This is a genomic window from Bacillus sp. RIT 809 (assembly GCF_016892495.1).
GTDB classification, from domain to species: domain Bacteria; phylum Bacillota; class Bacilli; order Bacillales; family Bacillaceae_G; genus Bacillus_A; species Bacillus_A cereus_U.
The window spans coordinates 123,078-140,054 of record NZ_JAFEMR010000005.1; the positions used below are offsets into that span (position 1 = coordinate 123,078).

Sequence of the window (16,977 nt, forward strand, 5' to 3'; positions counted from 1 at the left end):
TGCCTTGATATATATCGGCAATTTTTGCAATTTATCGATCGTAACTTCAAATTTATCAGCGATTCGACATAGAATATCGATTTACCGACATCTTTCAACAACCATTCTAATAAAAAAACTGCCGGGAAAATTCCGGCAGCTGTTTTTATTACTTACGTAACTCCGCACCAAATTTCTCTTCTACCGCTGTTAATACACGGCTATGTGCTTCTGTTACTTCTTCGTCTGTTAATGTACGTTCTGCATCGAAGTAGTTCATAGAGAATGCAAGTGATTTCTTGCCTTCTTCCATTTTTTCACCTTCGTATAAGTCGAATAGTGTTACTTCTTTTAGAAGTTCTCCGCCAGCTTCAGCAATGACTTGCTTCATTTCACCAGCTTTTGTTTCTGCTGTTACTACAACAGCCATATCACGTGTCATAGATGGGAAACGTGGAATTGCTAAGTAGTAAGTTTCCTCAGCGTCTGCACCGAATACTTTTGCAAGAGATAATTCGAATACGAATGTATTTTTCACATCTAATTGTTTTTCTGTTTCCGGGTGCAATTGACCGATGAATCCGATTGCTTCACCATCTAATACGATGTCAGCTGTACGGCCTGGGTGCATACCTTCACGTTTTGCTGGTGCATAAGTGATTTGGTTTGCAACGCCAAGTACGTCGAATAATCCTTCTAATACACCTTTAACAACGAAGAAGTCTACAACTTTCTTCTCACCTTGCCATGCATGGTGAAGAGCAAGACCTGTCATAACACCTGCAAGATGTTGTTCTTCTTTCGGAAGTTCTCCTGCTTCTGTTGGTAAGAAGATAGAACCTACTTCATATAAAGCAACGCTATCGTTTTTACGTGCAACATTGTATGAAACTGCTTCTAACAATTGTGGTACTAAGCTTAAACGAAGTTGGCTACGCTCTTCGCTCATTGGAAGCGCAAGATTTACAGGAGCTTTTTCGTTTGGTTCAACCATGTATTGTTTCGCTTTGTCAGCACTTGTTAATGAATATGTGATTGCTTCATATAAACCAGCACCTTCTAGGAAACGGCGTACTTTACGACGTTTCGTTTGTGCTGATGTTAATTTACCACGTGTCATTGTTCCAGATGGTAATGTAACTGGAATGTGATCATAACCATACAGACGACCTACTTCTTCTACTAAGTCTTCTGAAATTGTAATGTCAGGACGACGTGCCGGTACATTCACATGGAATGTTCCTTCTACTTCTGTGAATGGGAATTTTAAGTTTGTGAACATTGTACCCATTTCGCTCGCAGCAATATCTGTACCTAATACACGGTTTACTTTTTCAGCTGTAACAGATACTGTACGTTCTTGTACTTGTAAGTTATCAGCTTCTACTACACCTTCAAGTGCTTCTCCGCCAGCGTATTTTGCCATTAAAGCAGCTGCGTGTTGAATCGCTTCAAATGTACGTGTTGGGTCGATTCCTTTTTCAAAACGTGCACTTGATTCGCTACGAAGACCTAAGTCTTTTGATGTACGGCGCACTGTTTGACCTGCAAAGTATGCAGACTCAATTAGAACGTTTACTGTCTCGCTATCAACTTCAGAATCCGCCCCGCCCATTACACCAGCAACAGCTAAAGCTTTTTCACCGTTTGTAATAACAAGGTGGTGGCTTTGTAATTTACGCTCTTGATCATCTAATGTTTGAATCTTTTCGTCTTCTTTAGCTAGACGAACAACGATTTCTTTTGAACCTAATTTATCGTAATCGAATGCATGTAACGGTTGACCGTATTCCATTAAAATGTAGTTTGTAATATCAACTACATTACTAATTGGACGAATGCCAGCTGCCATAAGGCGAGTTTGCATCCACATTGGTGATGGACCAATCTTTACGTTCTTCACCATTTTTGCAATGTATAACGGGTTTTCTTCTTTTGCTTCTACACTTACAGAAATGTAATCAGCTGTTTTTTCTGCTGATTCTTGTAAGTTGATAGCTGGAAGTTTTACTTCACGGCCGTAAATAGCAGCTACTTCATATGCAACACCTAACATGTTTAAGCAATCTGCACGGTTTGGTGTTAAACCAAGCTCAAGCACTTCATCATGTAAGTTTAAAATTTCAAGTGCATCTGCACCAACTTCAGCATCACTTGGGAAGATGAAGATACCGTCTGCATATTCTTTCGCAACGAATTTCCCATCAATACCAAGCTCTTGAAGAGCACAAACCATACCGTGAGAAGCTTCCCCGCGTAGTTTTGCTTTTTTAATTTTGAAGTTACCAGGAAGTACAGCGCCAACTTTTGCAACTGGTACTTTTAAACCTTTTGCAATGTTAGCAGCTCCACAAATAATTTGAACTGGCTCTTCTTCACCAATATCGATTAAGCATTTGCTTAATTTATCAGCTTCTGGGTGTTTTTCACATTCTAATACGTGACCAACTACAACACCTTTTACACCTTTATTTAATACTTCAACACCCTCTACTTCAATACCACTTTTCGTGATTTTATCTGCTAGTTCTTGTGCTGTTACATCTTTAATATCTACATACTCTTGTAACCAACGATATGATACGAACATATTTATCCTCTCCTTCCCTTACGCTCGTTTGAACTGTTGTAAGAAACGTACATCATTTGTATAGAAATGACGAATGTCATCTACGCCGTATTTCAACATTGCGATACGCTCTGCGCCCATACCGAATGCGAAACCTTGATATTCTTTTGAATCATAACCAGCCATTTCAAGTACGTTCGGATGAACCATACCTGCGCCTAAAATTTCAATCCAGCCAGTCCCTTTACAAGTACCGCAACCTTTACCGTGACACATCATACAAGAAATATCCATCTCTACAGATGGCTCTGTGAATGGGAAGAAACTTGGACGAAGACGGATTTCACGATCTTCACCGAACATCTTTTTCACGAATACTTGCAGTGTACCTTTTAAGTCACTCATGCGAATGTTTTTATCAATTACAAGACCTTCGATTTGCATGAACTGGTGTGAATGCGTCGCATCATCGTCATCGCGGCGATACACTTTACCAGGACAAATAATTTTAATCGGTCCTTTTTCTGCATTCTTTTCCATCGTACGTGCTTGCACAGAAGATGTATGTGTACGTAGTAACGTTTCTTCTGTAATGTAGAATGTATCTTGCATATCACGCGCTGGGTGATCTTTCGGTAAGTTTAATGCTTCGAAGTTATAGTAGTCTTTTTCTACTTCTGTTCCTTCAGCTACTTCATAACCCATACCGATGAATACATCTTCAATTTGTTCAACAACTGCTGTTAACGGATGGTGACAACCTGTTTCAACAGGACGACCTGGCAGTGTAACATCAATTGTTTCAGTAGCTAATTTCGCCTCAATTACTGCTTTTTCTAAGTTGCCAATTTTGTCTTCTAGACGCGTTTGAATCGCTTCACGTACTTCATTTACTAATGCTCCCATACGTGGACGCTCTTCTGCTGATAATTTTCCCATGCCGCGTAATACTTCTGTAATTGGACCTTTTTTCCCTAAATACGCTACGCGTACGTCGTTTAAGCCCTTTAGCTCTTTCGCTTCTTCAATAAGCTCTAACGCTTTTTGCTTTAGCTCTTTTAAACGTGCTTCCATTTGGAACCCTCCTAATTTTAAAAATAAAAAAACCTCGCTCCCAAAAAGGGACGAGGTAAATTCGCGGTACCACCCTAAATTGACAGAACAAGTCTGCCCACTCATTAGTTATAACGATCAATTCTGACCGGAACGCCTTTACATATAAATGGTCCTGGCGCCAACTCCAGAGGTGAATTCACTTCCATCTACCATAAGAATGCTTTCAGTCTACGGCACTCTCTCCCTATATGGCGATTTTGTAAGCTACTCTTCTCTATCAACGTTTTTCGTTATTTAACTTTTATTGTATGTTCATTACGAACATATACTTCAACTTATTATAAGAAGTTTTTTATTTGTTCGCAACTGGGCTTTGTAAATAATACGTTAAAATCCCTGCTGCAACCGCAACATTTAATGATTCTGCCCCTCCGTAAATCGGAATATACAAGTTTTGATCCGTTTTCGCAAGAATTTCTTGGCGTACGCCACTTCCTTCATTTCCTACAATTAATGCAAAACTTCCAGCCGGGGTTACTTCACCAAATGGAACTCCATTTTCAAGAGCCGTTCCATATACAGGGACGTTATTTTCTTTTAACTTGTCTACCCATTCTTCTAAGTTCCCTTTTACAACCGGTAAATGGAAAATAGAACCCTGTGTAGAGCGTAGTACTTTACTATTATAAACATCAACGCACCCTTCTCCAAGCACAACGGCATGAATACCAGCTGCATCAGCTGTACGAATAATCGTTCCCAAATTACCTGGGTCTTGAAGGCCGTCTAATAAAAGAAATTTCCCATCAGTAAGAGCTACTTCTTTCTCATGTTTCTCACAAACAGCAAATACGCCTTGCGTTGTTTCTGTTTCGCGAAGTACTTTTACAATTGCTTCAGGCACAATATACATTTCAACATCATTAACTGTCCAATCTTTCGGAAGATCTGTCTGATCTGAAACGATAAGTTCTGTTACAACTCCTGCCTTTAACGCTTCCTCTACTAAATGGAATCCTTCTACAAAAAATAAACCTTTGTTATCGCGCTCTTTTTTCGTCTGCAGCTTTTTCCACTGCTTCACACGCGGGTTTTGTACTGAATCAATGTTTTTCATAATATGTATTTCCCTCTCTTCTTGTCTTATCATTATAGCCTATTTTTCATACATATTTACATTAAAAAGAACAAAAACTAACGTCAGTTTCAATTCTGAAGAAGAGGTGAAGATAATGAGTTTTAATTTACGCGGCGCTGTATTAGCGAATGTATCTGGAAATTCACAAGACCAATTACAAGAAACGATTGTCGATGCAATTCAAAGCGGTGAAGAAAAAATGCTTCCAGGTCTTGGCGTTTTATTCGAAGTCATTTGGAAAAATGCTGATGAAAATGAAAAACACGAAATGTTAGGAACACTGGAGCAAGGATTAAAAAAATAAACAATAAAAGGTCACCTTAGAAAAAAAACTAAGGTGACCTTTTATGTCTATAAAATTTTTCTTCTCCTAAACATTTCTACTTTACTAACGCTGATTGATGGAGTACAATGTTCAAAATACATTTAAACCGATCGATTTTCTTCATATACATCATTAGATAAAGTGAAACTTTAATCAGTGGGGTTTTGTTCATCCCCACTGATTATTAGTTGAACCAATCGGGCTTTTACGGGCAGTCGATCTCCTACCTAACTTCCTCGCATTCGCCAAATTTTGAGGTGGGAGTCTTACTGCCCGTTAAATCGGGATAAAAGGAGTGAATGTTTTATGCACCGTATTACGCTTGAACAAGTTTTTAAACATCACATTACACAAAAATATGTAAACCGTTCTGGAATGGTCCACGCGATTGCTGTCGCTTACCATGCGTTTCACTTAGCCAAAAAGCATCACGCCTCAGTCGATGCTGCAACAAAGGCTGGCTTCCTTCATGATATCGGACATCATACGTGGTACACAGGCGGCGAATGGGACTATGACTTGTATAAAAAGAATGATATACATGCGATTAAAGGGGCAGAAAGATCTCATAAATTGCTTATTAGATTAGGAGAACATCCGAAACTAGCAAAAGAAATTTCTGTTGCAATTCTTCTGCACACTGATTCTTTCCTACTAGAACAAACACTTGAAAGAACACCTCTACAAAACGTTATTAAGTGGGCGGATGAAGCCGATGAAGAACCCGGTGGCGCACATCATTATAGAACGATTTCTTATGAAAAAGCATTGAAAGCAATTCAGCAATTAGACCGATTGGTAGAGCGTGAATTACAAATAGAGCAAAAGAAATCGAATGACAAGGCAGAACATAGTTATCAATGAGAAAGAGGCATCACTATAGGGTGATACCTCTTTTATTATTTTCCCCTAAAAAAACACACGGAATATTTCAAATTTAAACCTTGTATGTAATATTTAAACGTAACATTCCAAATTCAAATCAACTATAATTTTATATATAAATATAAAGAGGTGATTTGAACATATGCAACCCGCTACACAAATTCCACACGAACAGAAAAACTCCATGTCATGGTTACAATTTCTTGGAGTTTTATTCATTCTCTTTCCGTGTCTCTCATTAATAAATATACTCTTTACATTTTTACCTATTGAGTTATACGGATACATTAACCCAGATACAAATAAACCCTTGCTTGAATCTATAGAAAATGTAAGTTATGAATTAGTTGCCCTACTTTTACTAATCGTATATATCATGAAATATAAACCACTGAAAGAACTAGTATTACCTATATTCGATTTTCGAGTTTTAAAATCTTTTCAGATGTACATCTATGTTCTCATTTATTATGTACTCACCCTGTTTGTAGATATGTTTGTACTAGATAAATTATTCCCTTCATCCGTACAAGAACAGTCTGATGCATTACAACTTTCAACACTAGAGCACTATCCACTTCTCTTACTTCTAGCTGGTGGGATTTTTGCACCTATTTTTGAAGAGCTTGTGTGCAGAGGTATTCTTCTTCGTTTTTTCGAAGAGAAGTTTACCTTTTGGCCAGCTGTAATTCTCTCAAGTTTAATTTTCGGTATTGCTCATACGTACTCTGTGGGAATTATGGTTAGCGCATTTATGACGGGAATATTTGCCTGTTTATTGTACAAACAAACTAAATCTATTATTCCAGCTATACTATTACATATTTTGACTAATATAATCGCCTTTTCAACGTAAAAAAGAGGTATCATCACGATACCTCTCTTTACTCTTTTATCACAACTTCAAACTCTTCTTCCATCACACTATCCCCTAGCTTTTCAAAGAGCCAATAACACATCATCCATACATTCCTATCAAATTATACATATTCATTAATAATATCCAAAATAAACCTCATATAGTAAAATATAACTGATTACATAGAAGGAGATTATATATGTTGAGCTTACTTTGGGTTGTTTATATGCCACTTCTTGTTTTATGCGGATTTTTCGGTGGTATTTTTTTAATTATTACTAGCATTAAACATCGTAAATTATTTGTTGGTTTAATGGGACTACTTAGCTTCTCCTTTATCACGCTACCTTTTGTTTTTTGGAGCATGGGGGTGAATAGCGATACAATCCTCCCTATTTCAACTACTTTATATTGGATACTGTTTTCTTTAACTGGATTATTGGCAGGATTAAGTGGATTACAAGCAAAAATTAAAGGTATACGTAACATGGGATTCATTATTTTTATCACTGGAATATTAGGGGTTATCTTCTGGGAACTCATGTCTATAGGTGATTCATTCTATATCTAATATTTTTTAGACAGCCACAAATCGGAGGTACTACAGAAGTGTTTGGAATATTAACTTGGACTATTTTGGCTCTTACTTTGATGTTATGCGAATTCATCGTGGGCATTTTTTTAATTGTTGCTGGAATTAAATATCGAAATTTTTTTACATTCATAGCAGGATTGATTTGCATATTGCTTATCGTTGTTCCTATCATTTGTATAGGCTATGGAATAGACATAGAGCAGATGATCCCAATTTCAGGAACTTTATATTGGTGTCTCTTCTCTTTAGCTGGACTATTAGCTATTATAAGCGGAAGACAAATATCAAGTATTCGTTCTATGGGGACGATTTTGTTTATAACAGGATTATGCTCTGTGAGTGGTTATCACCTTTTATATCTCACTCTTTAAAAAGATAAAAAAGCAGGGAAATTAATTCCCTGCTTTTCTATTTCGTTTATTGCCTGATGGTAAGAAGAACGATAACACCCAAGCAATACCGGCTAATATTGTTGCAATTAAGAAGGCATCGTTAATACCGTTAATTGCAGATAGCTTTGAAATTTGTCCGAATAATAGTTGCGTGCTCATCGCATCTCCTGCTTGAGCTGATCCGGCTAATGCCGCTAAGCTTTGGCCCATACCGTGTACTTTATCAACTAAAATTGGGTTTGATGTTGTTAACATGTTGCCGTAATCCGCTACGTGAGCAGTCGTTTGTTGCGTCATAAGTGTGATTAATATCGCTGTTCCAATTGAACCAGCTACTTGTCTTGACGTATTTTGCGTTGCTGTACCGTGAGAAATTAATTTCATCGGCAGTGCGTTCATACCAGCTGTCATAATTGGCATCATAATGAATGACATACCAATTGAGCGTATAATATAATCCGTCATAATAACGCTATACGGTGTATCCATCGATAACGTTGTAAATTTATATGTCGCAAATGTTGTAATGGCTAATCCGACAATTGCTAACGGACGAATACCATACTTATCAAATAGTTTACCTGCAACTGGTCCCATAATTCCCATAATTAATGATCCTGGAAGAAGTAATAAACCAGATTCCATTGGCGTAAAGCCGCGAATATTTTGCAGATATACAGGAAGTAATAACATACCTCCGAATAAGGCCATCGTTACAATCGCGTTAATTACTAATGTGAAAGTGAACGTCGGATATTTAAATACTTGTAAATCAAGCATTTTATTGTCCGTTGTTAACTCTCTCCAAATAAATACTGCTAAACCAATGACACCGATGATCATTGTTATAACAACTTCTGCACTAGTCCAGCCATTATTTCCAGCTTCACTAAATCCGTACAATAAGCTTCCTAGTCCAATACTTGAACTAATAACACCAAATACATCTAACTTTGTTTTAGACACCGGCTGTGCTAGTGTGAAGAATTTTAAAGATAAGAACGTAATAATTAAACCAATCACAAACATACCGTAGAACATTAAGTTCCAGCTATAATTTTCAATTACCCAACCTGTTATAGTTGGTCCGATAGCTGGTGCTAAAATCATCGCTACCCCTAGTAACCCCATCGCTGCTCCGCGTTTATGAGGCGGGAATAATGTCATGAAGATATTCATACCAACTGGCATTAAAATACCTGCACCGACCGCTTGAATAATGCGGCCCGTCATCATCATTGTAAAGTTACCTGATGTAGCACAAATGATAGATCCTACCGTGAAAAATAACATTGCCGCTACGAATAATTTACGATACGTAAATCGTGAAACTAAAAAGGCACTAATCGGCACTAAAATTCCGTTTACAAGCATGAAGCCTGTAATTAACCATTGGGCCGTTGAAGTTGATACGTTAAATTCGTTCATTAACGGAGGCAATGCAACATTAATGATCGTTTGATTTAAAATAGAAATGAACATACCGAGAATTAATACAGTTACAACTGCCTTTACATTCACATTCTCTACCGACAATTGTCTCTTCAGCATTTCTTTTTCCTGTTTTACTTGCTCTTGCTTCCCTGTTTCTAATTCCACTACGTTAGAAGCTTCTGTTTCTTGTTTTTGTTCAATTTCTTTCTCTTCTGTTTCTAACTTACTTACTTCTATTTTACTTACGGCTGGGACTTGTTCTTCTCCCACGTTCGTTTTTTTCTTTCGTAAAAGACGATTTACAAGGAAGAAGACGATTATACAAAATAGTGCATATCCTACAATTGCAATTGAGGACATCTCATCTCCCCCTTACTTATGAATACGAACTGACACATTCATTCCAGGAACAATATTTACTGATTTACTATGGTCTAAAGAAATTTTAACTGGTACAACTTGCTTTACTTTCGTATAGTTCGCTGTTGCGTTACTTGATGGTAACATTGAGAATGTATTTGCTGTTGTTAATCCAACTTGTTCTACTTTTCCTGTTAACGTTGTATCTGGGTATGCATCTACATACACATCTACTGTTTGGCCTTTTTGAACATCATCAATAGTTGTTTCTTCAATGTTTGCTGTTACCCATAAGTTATTCATATCAAATGCGTAAGCAATTGGGCTACCCGCTCCAACGAACGCATTTGTTGTTGCGTTTGATTGTACAACTGTTGCATTTTGCGGAATCGTTACGTCTACTGTTTGCTCACCATTTGCTCCTGCTACAGTAACAGCACCTAATTTATCGTTCTCATTGTAGTTTTTTCCTACTTCTGCTTTCCAGTCAGTTAATTTACCCGCTACTGGTGATGCAATTGGAATTACCTTCCCGTCAATTTTTGCATTGTCTGTTTTTAAATAGTTTTCCGTTTGATTGTAATAGTAATAACCGCCGATACCGCCGCCAACTAATACAATTAATGTGATAATGTTGATAATTATCATTCTTCGAAACTGATTCATTGCATTCCTCTCCTTATATCGCATATAATTTTTTTCTAAACTATTTACATCCTTAGTGTTTATATTGTTTAATTGTTAATTATATTAACCTTTAAACAAAAAAAGCACACCTTTTACGACGCAAACTATGTTTTGTCTGCATCCTAGCGGTGCTGATTTCTAAAGGACTATCGTTTATAATTATAAATAATTATCCCGAATCTACAACCAACAATTTAAACCTATATGTTGTTTAAACAACATTACACTACGCATGTGTTGTTTAAGTTAAAAAAATTAAACGAGGTGAAGTAAAAATGTCTATTAAAAATACAAATGATCCACGTGTAAAACGAACAAGACAACTCATACAGGATGCTTTTGTCGCTTTAGTAGGCGAAAAGGGCTTTGAAAATGTAACTGTGCAACATATCGCGGAACGTGCTCCTGTAAATCGCGCTACATTTTATAGCCATTACCATGATAAATATGATTTACTAGAAAAAAGCATAGAAGAAATGTTAGAAAAACTAACTGAAGTAATTAAACCACAAAAACGAAATAAAGAAGATTTTCAGCTCACATTTGATTCACCACATCCAACCTTTTTAGCTTTGTTTGAACATATAGCAGAAAATGTAAACTTCTATAACGTTATGCTTGGTGATAAAGCCGCTGGAAATTACTCTTATAAAATGATGAAAACAGTCCAAACACATTTAACATTAAGCTTATCTATTTCACAGCCTGATGATGAAGAACTCATGGTTCCTCGTGACATTCTTATTAGTTATGTTACAGGGGCTCATATCGGAATGATTATGTCCTGGTTAAAAAGAGGCATGATTTATACCCCACATTTCATGGCAATGCAATTAACTCGCTTAATTATTTTAGGAGCCCATACTGCAGCAGGATTAGAAAGACCATTTTAAAAATGAAAAAAGCGAAGGAAATTACCCTTCGCTTTTTTCTATTAATTAAATGTAATGTTATGTACAGCCTCTTTATCAAGACGTTTAATAACTTCTACAATTAACTTCACTGCGTTTTCATAATCATCACGATGTAACATCGCTGCATGAGAATGAATGTAGCGTGTCGCAATCGTAATTGCCATAGACGGAATACCATTTACAGAAATGTGAATTGCTCCTGCATCCGTTCCCCCGCCCGCTACAGAATCATACTGATATGGAATTTGTAATTCATCAGCAACATCAACAACGAAATCACGTAAACCTGTATGACCAATAACAGAAGCATCATATAGAATGATCTGCGGTCCATCACCCATTTTACTTTGTGCTTCTTTTGCTGTTACACCTGGTGTATCCCCAGCAATACCAACATCTACAGCGAATGCGATATCTGGCTTAATATAGTTTGCAGATGTTTTCGCACCACGAAGACCAACTTCTTCTTGTACAGTCCCAACGCCGTATACAACGTTTGGATGCTTTTCATCTTTTAATTGTTTTAATACGTCAATTGCAATTGCACAACCAATTCGGTTATCCCATGCTTTTGCAAGTAACATCTTTTCATTCTTCATCACTTGGAATTCGAAGTACGGTACAACTTGATCTCCTGGTCTTACGCCCCACTCCATCGCTTCTTCTTGGCTAGAAGCACCAATATCGATGAACATATCTTTAATGTCAACTGGTTTTTTACGAGCTTCTGGAGGTAAAATGTGCGGTGGTTTTGAACCAATTACACCTGTTACATCTCCTTTACGCGTTACAATCGTTACGCGCTGTGCAAGCATAACTTGCGACCACCAGCCACCAACCGTTTGGAAACGAAGGAAGCCTTTGTCATCAATTTGCGTAATCATAAAGCCAACTTCATCTAAATGACCTGCAACCATAATTTTTGGGCCGTTTTCTTCCCCAACTTTTTTCGCAACTAAACTTCCTAAATTATCAGTAGAAAGTTCATCTGCAAACGGCTCAATATATTTCTTCATTACTTCACGTGGTTCACGCTCGTTACCCGCAATACCGCGTGCGTCTGTTAATTCTTTTAGCATTGTCAATGTCTCGTCTAATTTTATCATTGCCAACACCCTCCTTTTTCTTCAGTCACTTTATTATACAAAAGGAAATTGAAATATTCAAAAATTAAATTAGTATCCTTGTGTTTGACGCTGATGATTTACTTCATTTTTATCTAAATATGCTTTTTCAATTTCTTCTTGTTCAAATTCAAGCGCTTGTCCAAGGCGAAGATAGCTTGTAAATAGTTCAATATAATTCGTGATAGAAGGTTGATCTGTAAAACGAATTACTTTCGCATATGTGTCTAAGAAAATTTCCACTTGTGTTTTATTCGTTTGCGCACATTTATAGAATAAGAAGTTTTTATCAATTCCTAAATCGATTCCGATTGATAAAATAAAATGTAAACCATCTACGTATTCTTCTAATATTACTTCACGTTCTGACGCTGGTTTATTGCTCCAATATTTAAAACAACGTGTTTCATTTGCAAGTTCTCCAATTTCTACAAGAAGAGCTAACATTTTTTCTTTTAACAATTTCTTCGGTTGTAAGTCATGTTCTTTCACAATACGGTCATCTAATTCTTTTTGTAATTTAAATAGTTGTAGTAAGTCCATTCTATTGTCCTCCTCCAACATCGCATTTTCCGCAACAATGTTGTTTCATCTCAAAGTTCATTATTATTTTTCATTTCTTATTAACAAGTCAGCTACCTACATCTTTATAAAGATAGCTTGTCCTTAATTTGCAAATACGTTTCAATCATCACTCATAGATTGTTCACTTGATGAAAGTTCCATATCATCTTTCCATTATAGCAGTGTCGTTTCTGCTAGGAAAGATACACTTCTTCACGAATGAGTTCAAATAAAAAAAGTCAGGAGGATTCTCCTGACCTTATATATATATTCTTTTATATCGCTATAGCTTTTATATTGATTTTGTCATATCGATAACGACACGTCCGTTAATCTTTCCTACTTTCATGTAAAAACCCCCTCGTTATCGTTACAAAAGTTCTTACAAGCACATCTTAATATACTAGAGAGAAATAAATCATTTAATTGTGACGACACTAAGCGGGAAATTTCACAATTTATTGAATGGTTATAATGAATACAAATAAAAAAACCTTAGAAGAAAGATCTTCTAAGGTTTTAAACAATTAGTTAATGTTGTTTTTTGCAACTGTTGCTAATTCAGCGAAAGCTTTTTCGTCATGAACAGCTAAGTCAGCAAGCATCTTGCGGTTAACTTCGATGCCAGCATTTTTTAAACCGTGCATTAAGCGGCTGTAAGAAAGACCATTCATACGAGCTGCTGCGTTGATACGTGTAATCCATAATTTACGGAAGTCACGTTTCTTTTGACGACGGTCACGGAATGCATACATTAGAGATTTCATAACCTGTTGGTTAGCAACCTTAAATAATGTACTCTTAGAACCGTAGTAACCTTTTGCTAATTTTATAACTTTTTTACGACGTTGACGAGTAACTGTACCACCTTTTACTCTTGGCATAATATTACCTCCTAGTTTGTTCTATATATCAGCCGAACTTATTTTAAGTTGTCAAGCATTTGACGAATGCGTTTGAAGTCACCAGCGCTAACTACACCAGCTTTACGTAGTTTACGTTTAGCTTTTGTAGATTTGTTAGCGAATAAATGGCTTGTGTAAGCGTGAGAACGTTTCAGTTTACCAGATCCAGTCTTTTTGAAACGCTTTGCAGCGCCGCGATGAGTTTTTTGTTTAGGCATAGGTATTTCCTCCTCTATCTATTACTTATCGTTTTTCGGTGCTAAAACTAAGAACATACTGCGTCCTTCCATTTTAGGCTTAGATTCAATTGTACTAACTTCAGCACAAGCTTCTGAGAAGCGATCTAAAACACGTTGACCGATTTCTTTATGAGTAATGGCACGTCCTTTAAAGCGAATTGACGCTTTAACCTTGTCGCCTTTCTCTAAAAACTTGACAGCATTACGAAGTTTTGTGTTAAAGTCATGTTCATCAATTGTTGGACTTAAACGAACTTCTTTCATGCTAATTACTTTTTGATTTTTGCGCTGTTCTTTTTCTTTCTTCTGTTGCTCAAAGCGGAATTTACCGTAGTCCATAATGCGGCATACTGGCGGTTTCGCATTTGGAGCAACCAATACTAAATCAAGATTAAGACCTGCAGCTAAGTCTAAAGCGTCATTACGAGACTTGATTCCAAGTTGATCGCCGTTCGCGCCAACTAAGCGTACTTCACGTGCACGAATTTGCTCGTTAATCATCATATCCTTGCTAATAGTAAGCCACCTCCAAGGTTTTCTTAGAATACGTTTTGCAATTGTAGAACCCGAACAAAAAAAGTGCGGGCACACGGCACCCACACTTGTAATATCTTTAGTAAGAAATACATTTACCTGCTAACTGCGAATGCGTCCATCAGGTGAGAAGCGGGTGCTTCTACTTGTCAAAACCATATTCTATTATCCTTGATGAGTTTATCATAGGACATGACGTCTGTCAAGAAGACGCGATGTGTTTTACTAACAACAAGAAATATTGTAACAAACAACCAGCATACTTGCAATACTTTTTTATGATAAGTATCGTTTGGTTATTTTTTCTAGATTTTCTTTTTTATAATACATAAAAAAGCCGCGGTATACCGCGGCTCTTTTTTATCGTTTTCCTTCTACTTTAATCATGTCAACAAACGCATCTAATGCGATTGTTTCTGATTTTTGTTCACCATATTTACGTACGTTAACGCCATTTTCAGTAACTTCATTGTCACCTACTACAAGCATGTACGGAATCTTTTGCATTTGTGCTTCACGGATTTTGTAACCAATTTTCTCTTCACGAGTGTCTAATTCAACACGGATACCAGCACGTCGTAATTCATCTTGTACTTTCTTCGCATAATCTAAATGTACTTGCGGAGAAACTGGAATTACTTGTGCCTGAACTGGAGCTAACCAAGTTGGGAATGCGCCTTTGTATTCTTCAATTAAGAAGGCTACGAAACGTTCCATAGTTGATACAACACCACGGTGAATTACAACTGGACGATGTTGTTTACCGTCTTCACCAACGTAAGCTAATTCAAAGCGTTCTGGAAGTAAGAAGTCTAATTGTACAGTTGAAAGTGTTTCGTCTTTTCCAAGAGCAGTACGAACTTGAACGTCAAGTTTCGGACCATAGAATGCCGCTTCACCTTCAGCTTCATAGTAATCAAGACCCATTTCATCCATAGCTTCTTTTAACATACCTTGTGCTTTTTCCCACATCTCATCATCAGCATAATACTTTTTAGTATCTGCTGGGTCACGATAAGATAGACGGAATGAATAGTTTTCTAAACCGAAATCTTTGTACACTTCTAAAGTTAAGTTTACAACACGTTTTAATTCTTCTTTAATTTGATCTGGACGAACGAAAATGTGCGCATCATTTAAAGTCATTCCGCGTACACGTTGTAATCCAGATAATGCTCCAGACATTTCATAGCGGTGCATTGTTCCAAGTTCCGCAATACGGATTGGTAATTCACGGTAGCTGTGAATATCATTTTTATAAACCATCATATGGTGAGGGCAGTTCATTGGACGAAGAACTAACTCTTCATTATCCATTTCCATTGATGGGAACATGCCATCACGGTAATGGTTCCAGTGACCAGAAGTTTCATAAAGCTCTCTACTTCCTAATACTGGAGTGTATACGTGATCATAGCCTAAGCTTGCTTCTTTATCAACGATATAACGCTCGATAATACGGCGAATTGTTGCACCTTTTGGTAACCAAAGTGGTAAACCTTGTCCTACTTTTTGGCTATTAGTAAATAGTTTTAACTCTTTACCTAATTTACGGTGGTCGCGCTCTTTCGCTTCTTCAAGCATACGTAAGTGCTCATCTAATTCTGCTTTCTTAACGAATCCAGTACCGTAAATACGTTGTAACATTTTATTATTGCTATCGCCGCGCCAGTAAGCACCTGCAACGCTTAATAATTTAAATACTTTAATCTTCCCTGTAGATGGAAGGTGAACACCACGGCAAAGGTCGAAGAATTCGCCTTGCTCATAGATTGAAATAACTGCATCTTCTGGAAGATCGTTAATTAAATCTAATTTTAACTCATCGCCGATTTCTTCAAAGCGACGAAGTGCTTCTGCACGTGGTACTTCATGACGAACGATTTCTAAGTTTTCGTTCACGATTTTTTGCATTTCTTTTTCGATTTTCTTGAAGTCTTCAACTGTAATTGCTTCTTCCATATCAATATCGTAGTAGAAGCCATTTTCGATTACTGGACCAATGCCAAGCTCAAGCTTAACATCTTTATATAAACGTTTTAACGCTTGTGCTAAAAGGTGAGCTGTTGAGTGGCGTAAAATATATAAGCCATCTTCAGAATCTAATGTAATAATAGACACTGCACCATCTTCTTCGATTGGTGTAACAAGATCAATCATCTCATCGTTTAATTTTCCAGCCACAGCTTTTTTCTTTAAGCCTGGGCTAATAGAAGCTGCGATTTCTTCAGTTGTTACTCCTTTTGGAAACTCCTTCACAGCTCCATCAGGGAAAGTAATTTTAACTACATCTGCCATCACTGGTCACTCCTCTTTTTTTTCAAAATAAAAAACACTCATCCCATAAAAAGGGACGAGTGTTGAATTCGTGGTTCCACCCTTGTTCCAATTAACCTTATTGTTAATTGCTCAAGTTCA

The 16,977-nt window shown here is 37.0% G+C and carries 17 protein-coding genes and 3 other annotated features (1 of these 20 cut by a window edge); of the genes, 6 read left to right on the forward strand and 11 right to left on the reverse strand.

Features of this window, described 5'->3' with window-relative positions:
- Positions 1-148: 148 nt before the first annotated feature.
- The 3 genes from pheT to JTF23_RS07775 all read right to left on the reverse strand — a co-directional run bounded on the left by pheT (position 149) and on the right by JTF23_RS07775 (position 4,754).
- Positions 149-2,569, reverse strand: coding sequence for a phenylalanine--tRNA ligase subunit beta (gene pheT / locus JTF23_RS07765; protein WP_078172720.1), 2,421 nt, complete (start codon positions 2,567-2,569; stop codon positions 149-151).
- A gap of 18 nt (positions 2,570-2,587) precedes the next feature.
- The gene (gene pheS, locus JTF23_RS07770) at positions 2,588-3,622 is read right to left on the reverse strand and encodes a phenylalanine--tRNA ligase subunit alpha (RefSeq protein ID WP_002112173.1); all 1,035 of its coding nucleotides are present in this window, start codon (positions 3,620-3,622) and stop codon (positions 2,588-2,590) included.
- A gap of 43 nt (positions 3,623-3,665) precedes the next feature.
- Positions 3,666-3,894 (reverse strand) — a binding site (T-box leader).
- A gap of 62 nt (positions 3,895-3,956) precedes the next feature.
- Complete coding sequence (locus tag JTF23_RS07775) at positions 3,957-4,754, reverse strand: TrmH family RNA methyltransferase (RefSeq protein WP_002160277.1); 798 nt, start codon at positions 4,752-4,754, stop codon at positions 3,957-3,959.
- 82 nt (positions 4,755-4,836) lie between these two features.
- Here JTF23_RS07775 and sspI point away from each other — a divergent pair, with 82 nt between their 5' ends.
- From sspI to JTF23_RS07800, 5 genes are all read left to right on the forward strand, one after another.
- On the forward strand, positions 4,837-5,046 hold the full coding sequence (gene sspI, locus JTF23_RS07780; protein WP_000009511.1) for a small acid-soluble spore protein SspI: 210 nt from the start codon (positions 4,837-4,839) through the stop codon (positions 5,044-5,046).
- A 327-nt stretch (positions 5,047-5,373) separates the two neighbouring features.
- Entirely contained in the window at positions 5,374-5,931 is a 558-nt protein-coding gene (locus JTF23_RS07785) for an HD domain-containing protein (protein WP_002112175.1), read from the forward strand.
- Positions 5,932-6,094: 163 nt separating this feature from the next.
- Positions 6,095-6,808: a CPBP family intramembrane glutamic endopeptidase gene (locus tag JTF23_RS07790; RefSeq protein ID WP_204208448.1), complete on the forward strand. Its 714-nt coding sequence runs from the start codon at positions 6,095-6,097 to the stop codon at positions 6,806-6,808.
- Positions 6,809-7,010: 202 nt separating this feature from the next.
- Positions 7,011-7,382: a DNA-binding protein gene (locus JTF23_RS07795; RefSeq protein WP_204208449.1), complete on the forward strand. Its 372-nt coding sequence runs from the start codon at positions 7,011-7,013 to the stop codon at positions 7,380-7,382.
- A gap of 38 nt (positions 7,383-7,420) precedes the next feature.
- Positions 7,421-7,777: a hypothetical protein gene (locus JTF23_RS07800; RefSeq protein WP_016106316.1), complete on the forward strand. Its 357-nt coding sequence runs from the start codon at positions 7,421-7,423 to the stop codon at positions 7,775-7,777.
- Positions 7,778-7,798: 21 nt separating this feature from the next.
- On the opposite strand, the gene JTF23_RS07805 is transcribed toward JTF23_RS07800, so the two are convergent.
- Positions 7,799-9,592 (reverse strand): DHA2 family efflux MFS transporter permease subunit, encoded by a 1,794-nt coding sequence (locus JTF23_RS07805; protein ID WP_204208450.1) that lies wholly within the window; start codon positions 9,590-9,592, stop codon positions 7,799-7,801.
- Between the two features lie 12 nt (positions 9,593-9,604).
- On the reverse strand, positions 9,605-10,258 hold the full coding sequence (locus JTF23_RS07810; protein ID WP_002112181.1) for an HlyD family secretion protein: 654 nt from the start codon (positions 10,256-10,258) through the stop codon (positions 9,605-9,607).
- Positions 10,259-10,554: 296 nt separating this feature from the next.
- On the opposite strand from JTF23_RS07810, the gene JTF23_RS07815 reads away from it, so the two are divergent.
- Positions 10,555-11,172 (forward strand): TetR/AcrR family transcriptional regulator, encoded by a 618-nt coding sequence (locus JTF23_RS07815; protein WP_002160271.1) that lies wholly within the window; start codon positions 10,555-10,557, stop codon positions 11,170-11,172.
- A gap of 41 nt (positions 11,173-11,213) precedes the next feature.
- Here the strand turns inward: JTF23_RS07815 and JTF23_RS07820 are convergent, their stop codons facing one another.
- The 6 genes from JTF23_RS07820 to thrS form a co-directional block, all read right to left on the reverse strand.
- The gene (locus JTF23_RS07820; RefSeq protein ID WP_016106319.1) at positions 11,214-12,299 is read right to left on the reverse strand and encodes a M42 family metallopeptidase; all 1,086 of its coding nucleotides are present in this window, start codon (positions 12,297-12,299) and stop codon (positions 11,214-11,216) included.
- Positions 12,300-12,368: 69 nt separating this feature from the next.
- Positions 12,369-12,860, reverse strand: a complete 492-nt coding sequence (locus JTF23_RS07825) for a dUTP diphosphatase (RefSeq protein WP_000365057.1) — start codon at positions 12,858-12,860, stop codon at positions 12,369-12,371.
- Between the two features lie 548 nt (positions 12,861-13,408).
- Positions 13,409-13,765, reverse strand: a complete 357-nt coding sequence (gene rplT, locus JTF23_RS07830) for a 50S ribosomal protein L20 (RefSeq protein ID WP_001138364.1) — start codon at positions 13,763-13,765, stop codon at positions 13,409-13,411.
- Between the two features lie 38 nt (positions 13,766-13,803).
- Positions 13,804-14,004: a 50S ribosomal protein L35 gene (gene rpmI, locus JTF23_RS07835; protein ID WP_001125945.1), complete on the reverse strand. Its 201-nt coding sequence runs from the start codon at positions 14,002-14,004 to the stop codon at positions 13,804-13,806.
- 21 nt (positions 14,005-14,025) lie between these two features.
- Complete coding sequence (gene infC, locus JTF23_RS07840) at positions 14,026-14,529, reverse strand: translation initiation factor IF-3 (RefSeq protein ID WP_002015470.1); 504 nt, start codon at positions 14,527-14,529, stop codon at positions 14,026-14,028.
- Positions 14,530-14,592: 63 nt separating this feature from the next.
- Positions 14,593-14,713 (reverse strand) — a sequence feature (ribosomal protein L20 leader region).
- 206 nt (positions 14,714-14,919) lie between these two features.
- On the reverse strand, positions 14,920-16,857 hold the full coding sequence (gene thrS / locus JTF23_RS07845; protein ID WP_002160268.1) for a threonine--tRNA ligase: 1,938 nt from the start codon (positions 16,855-16,857) through the stop codon (positions 14,920-14,922).
- A gap of 48 nt (positions 16,858-16,905) precedes the next feature.
- Positions 16,906-16,977 (reverse strand) — a binding site (T-box leader) (it continues 156 nt past the right edge of the window).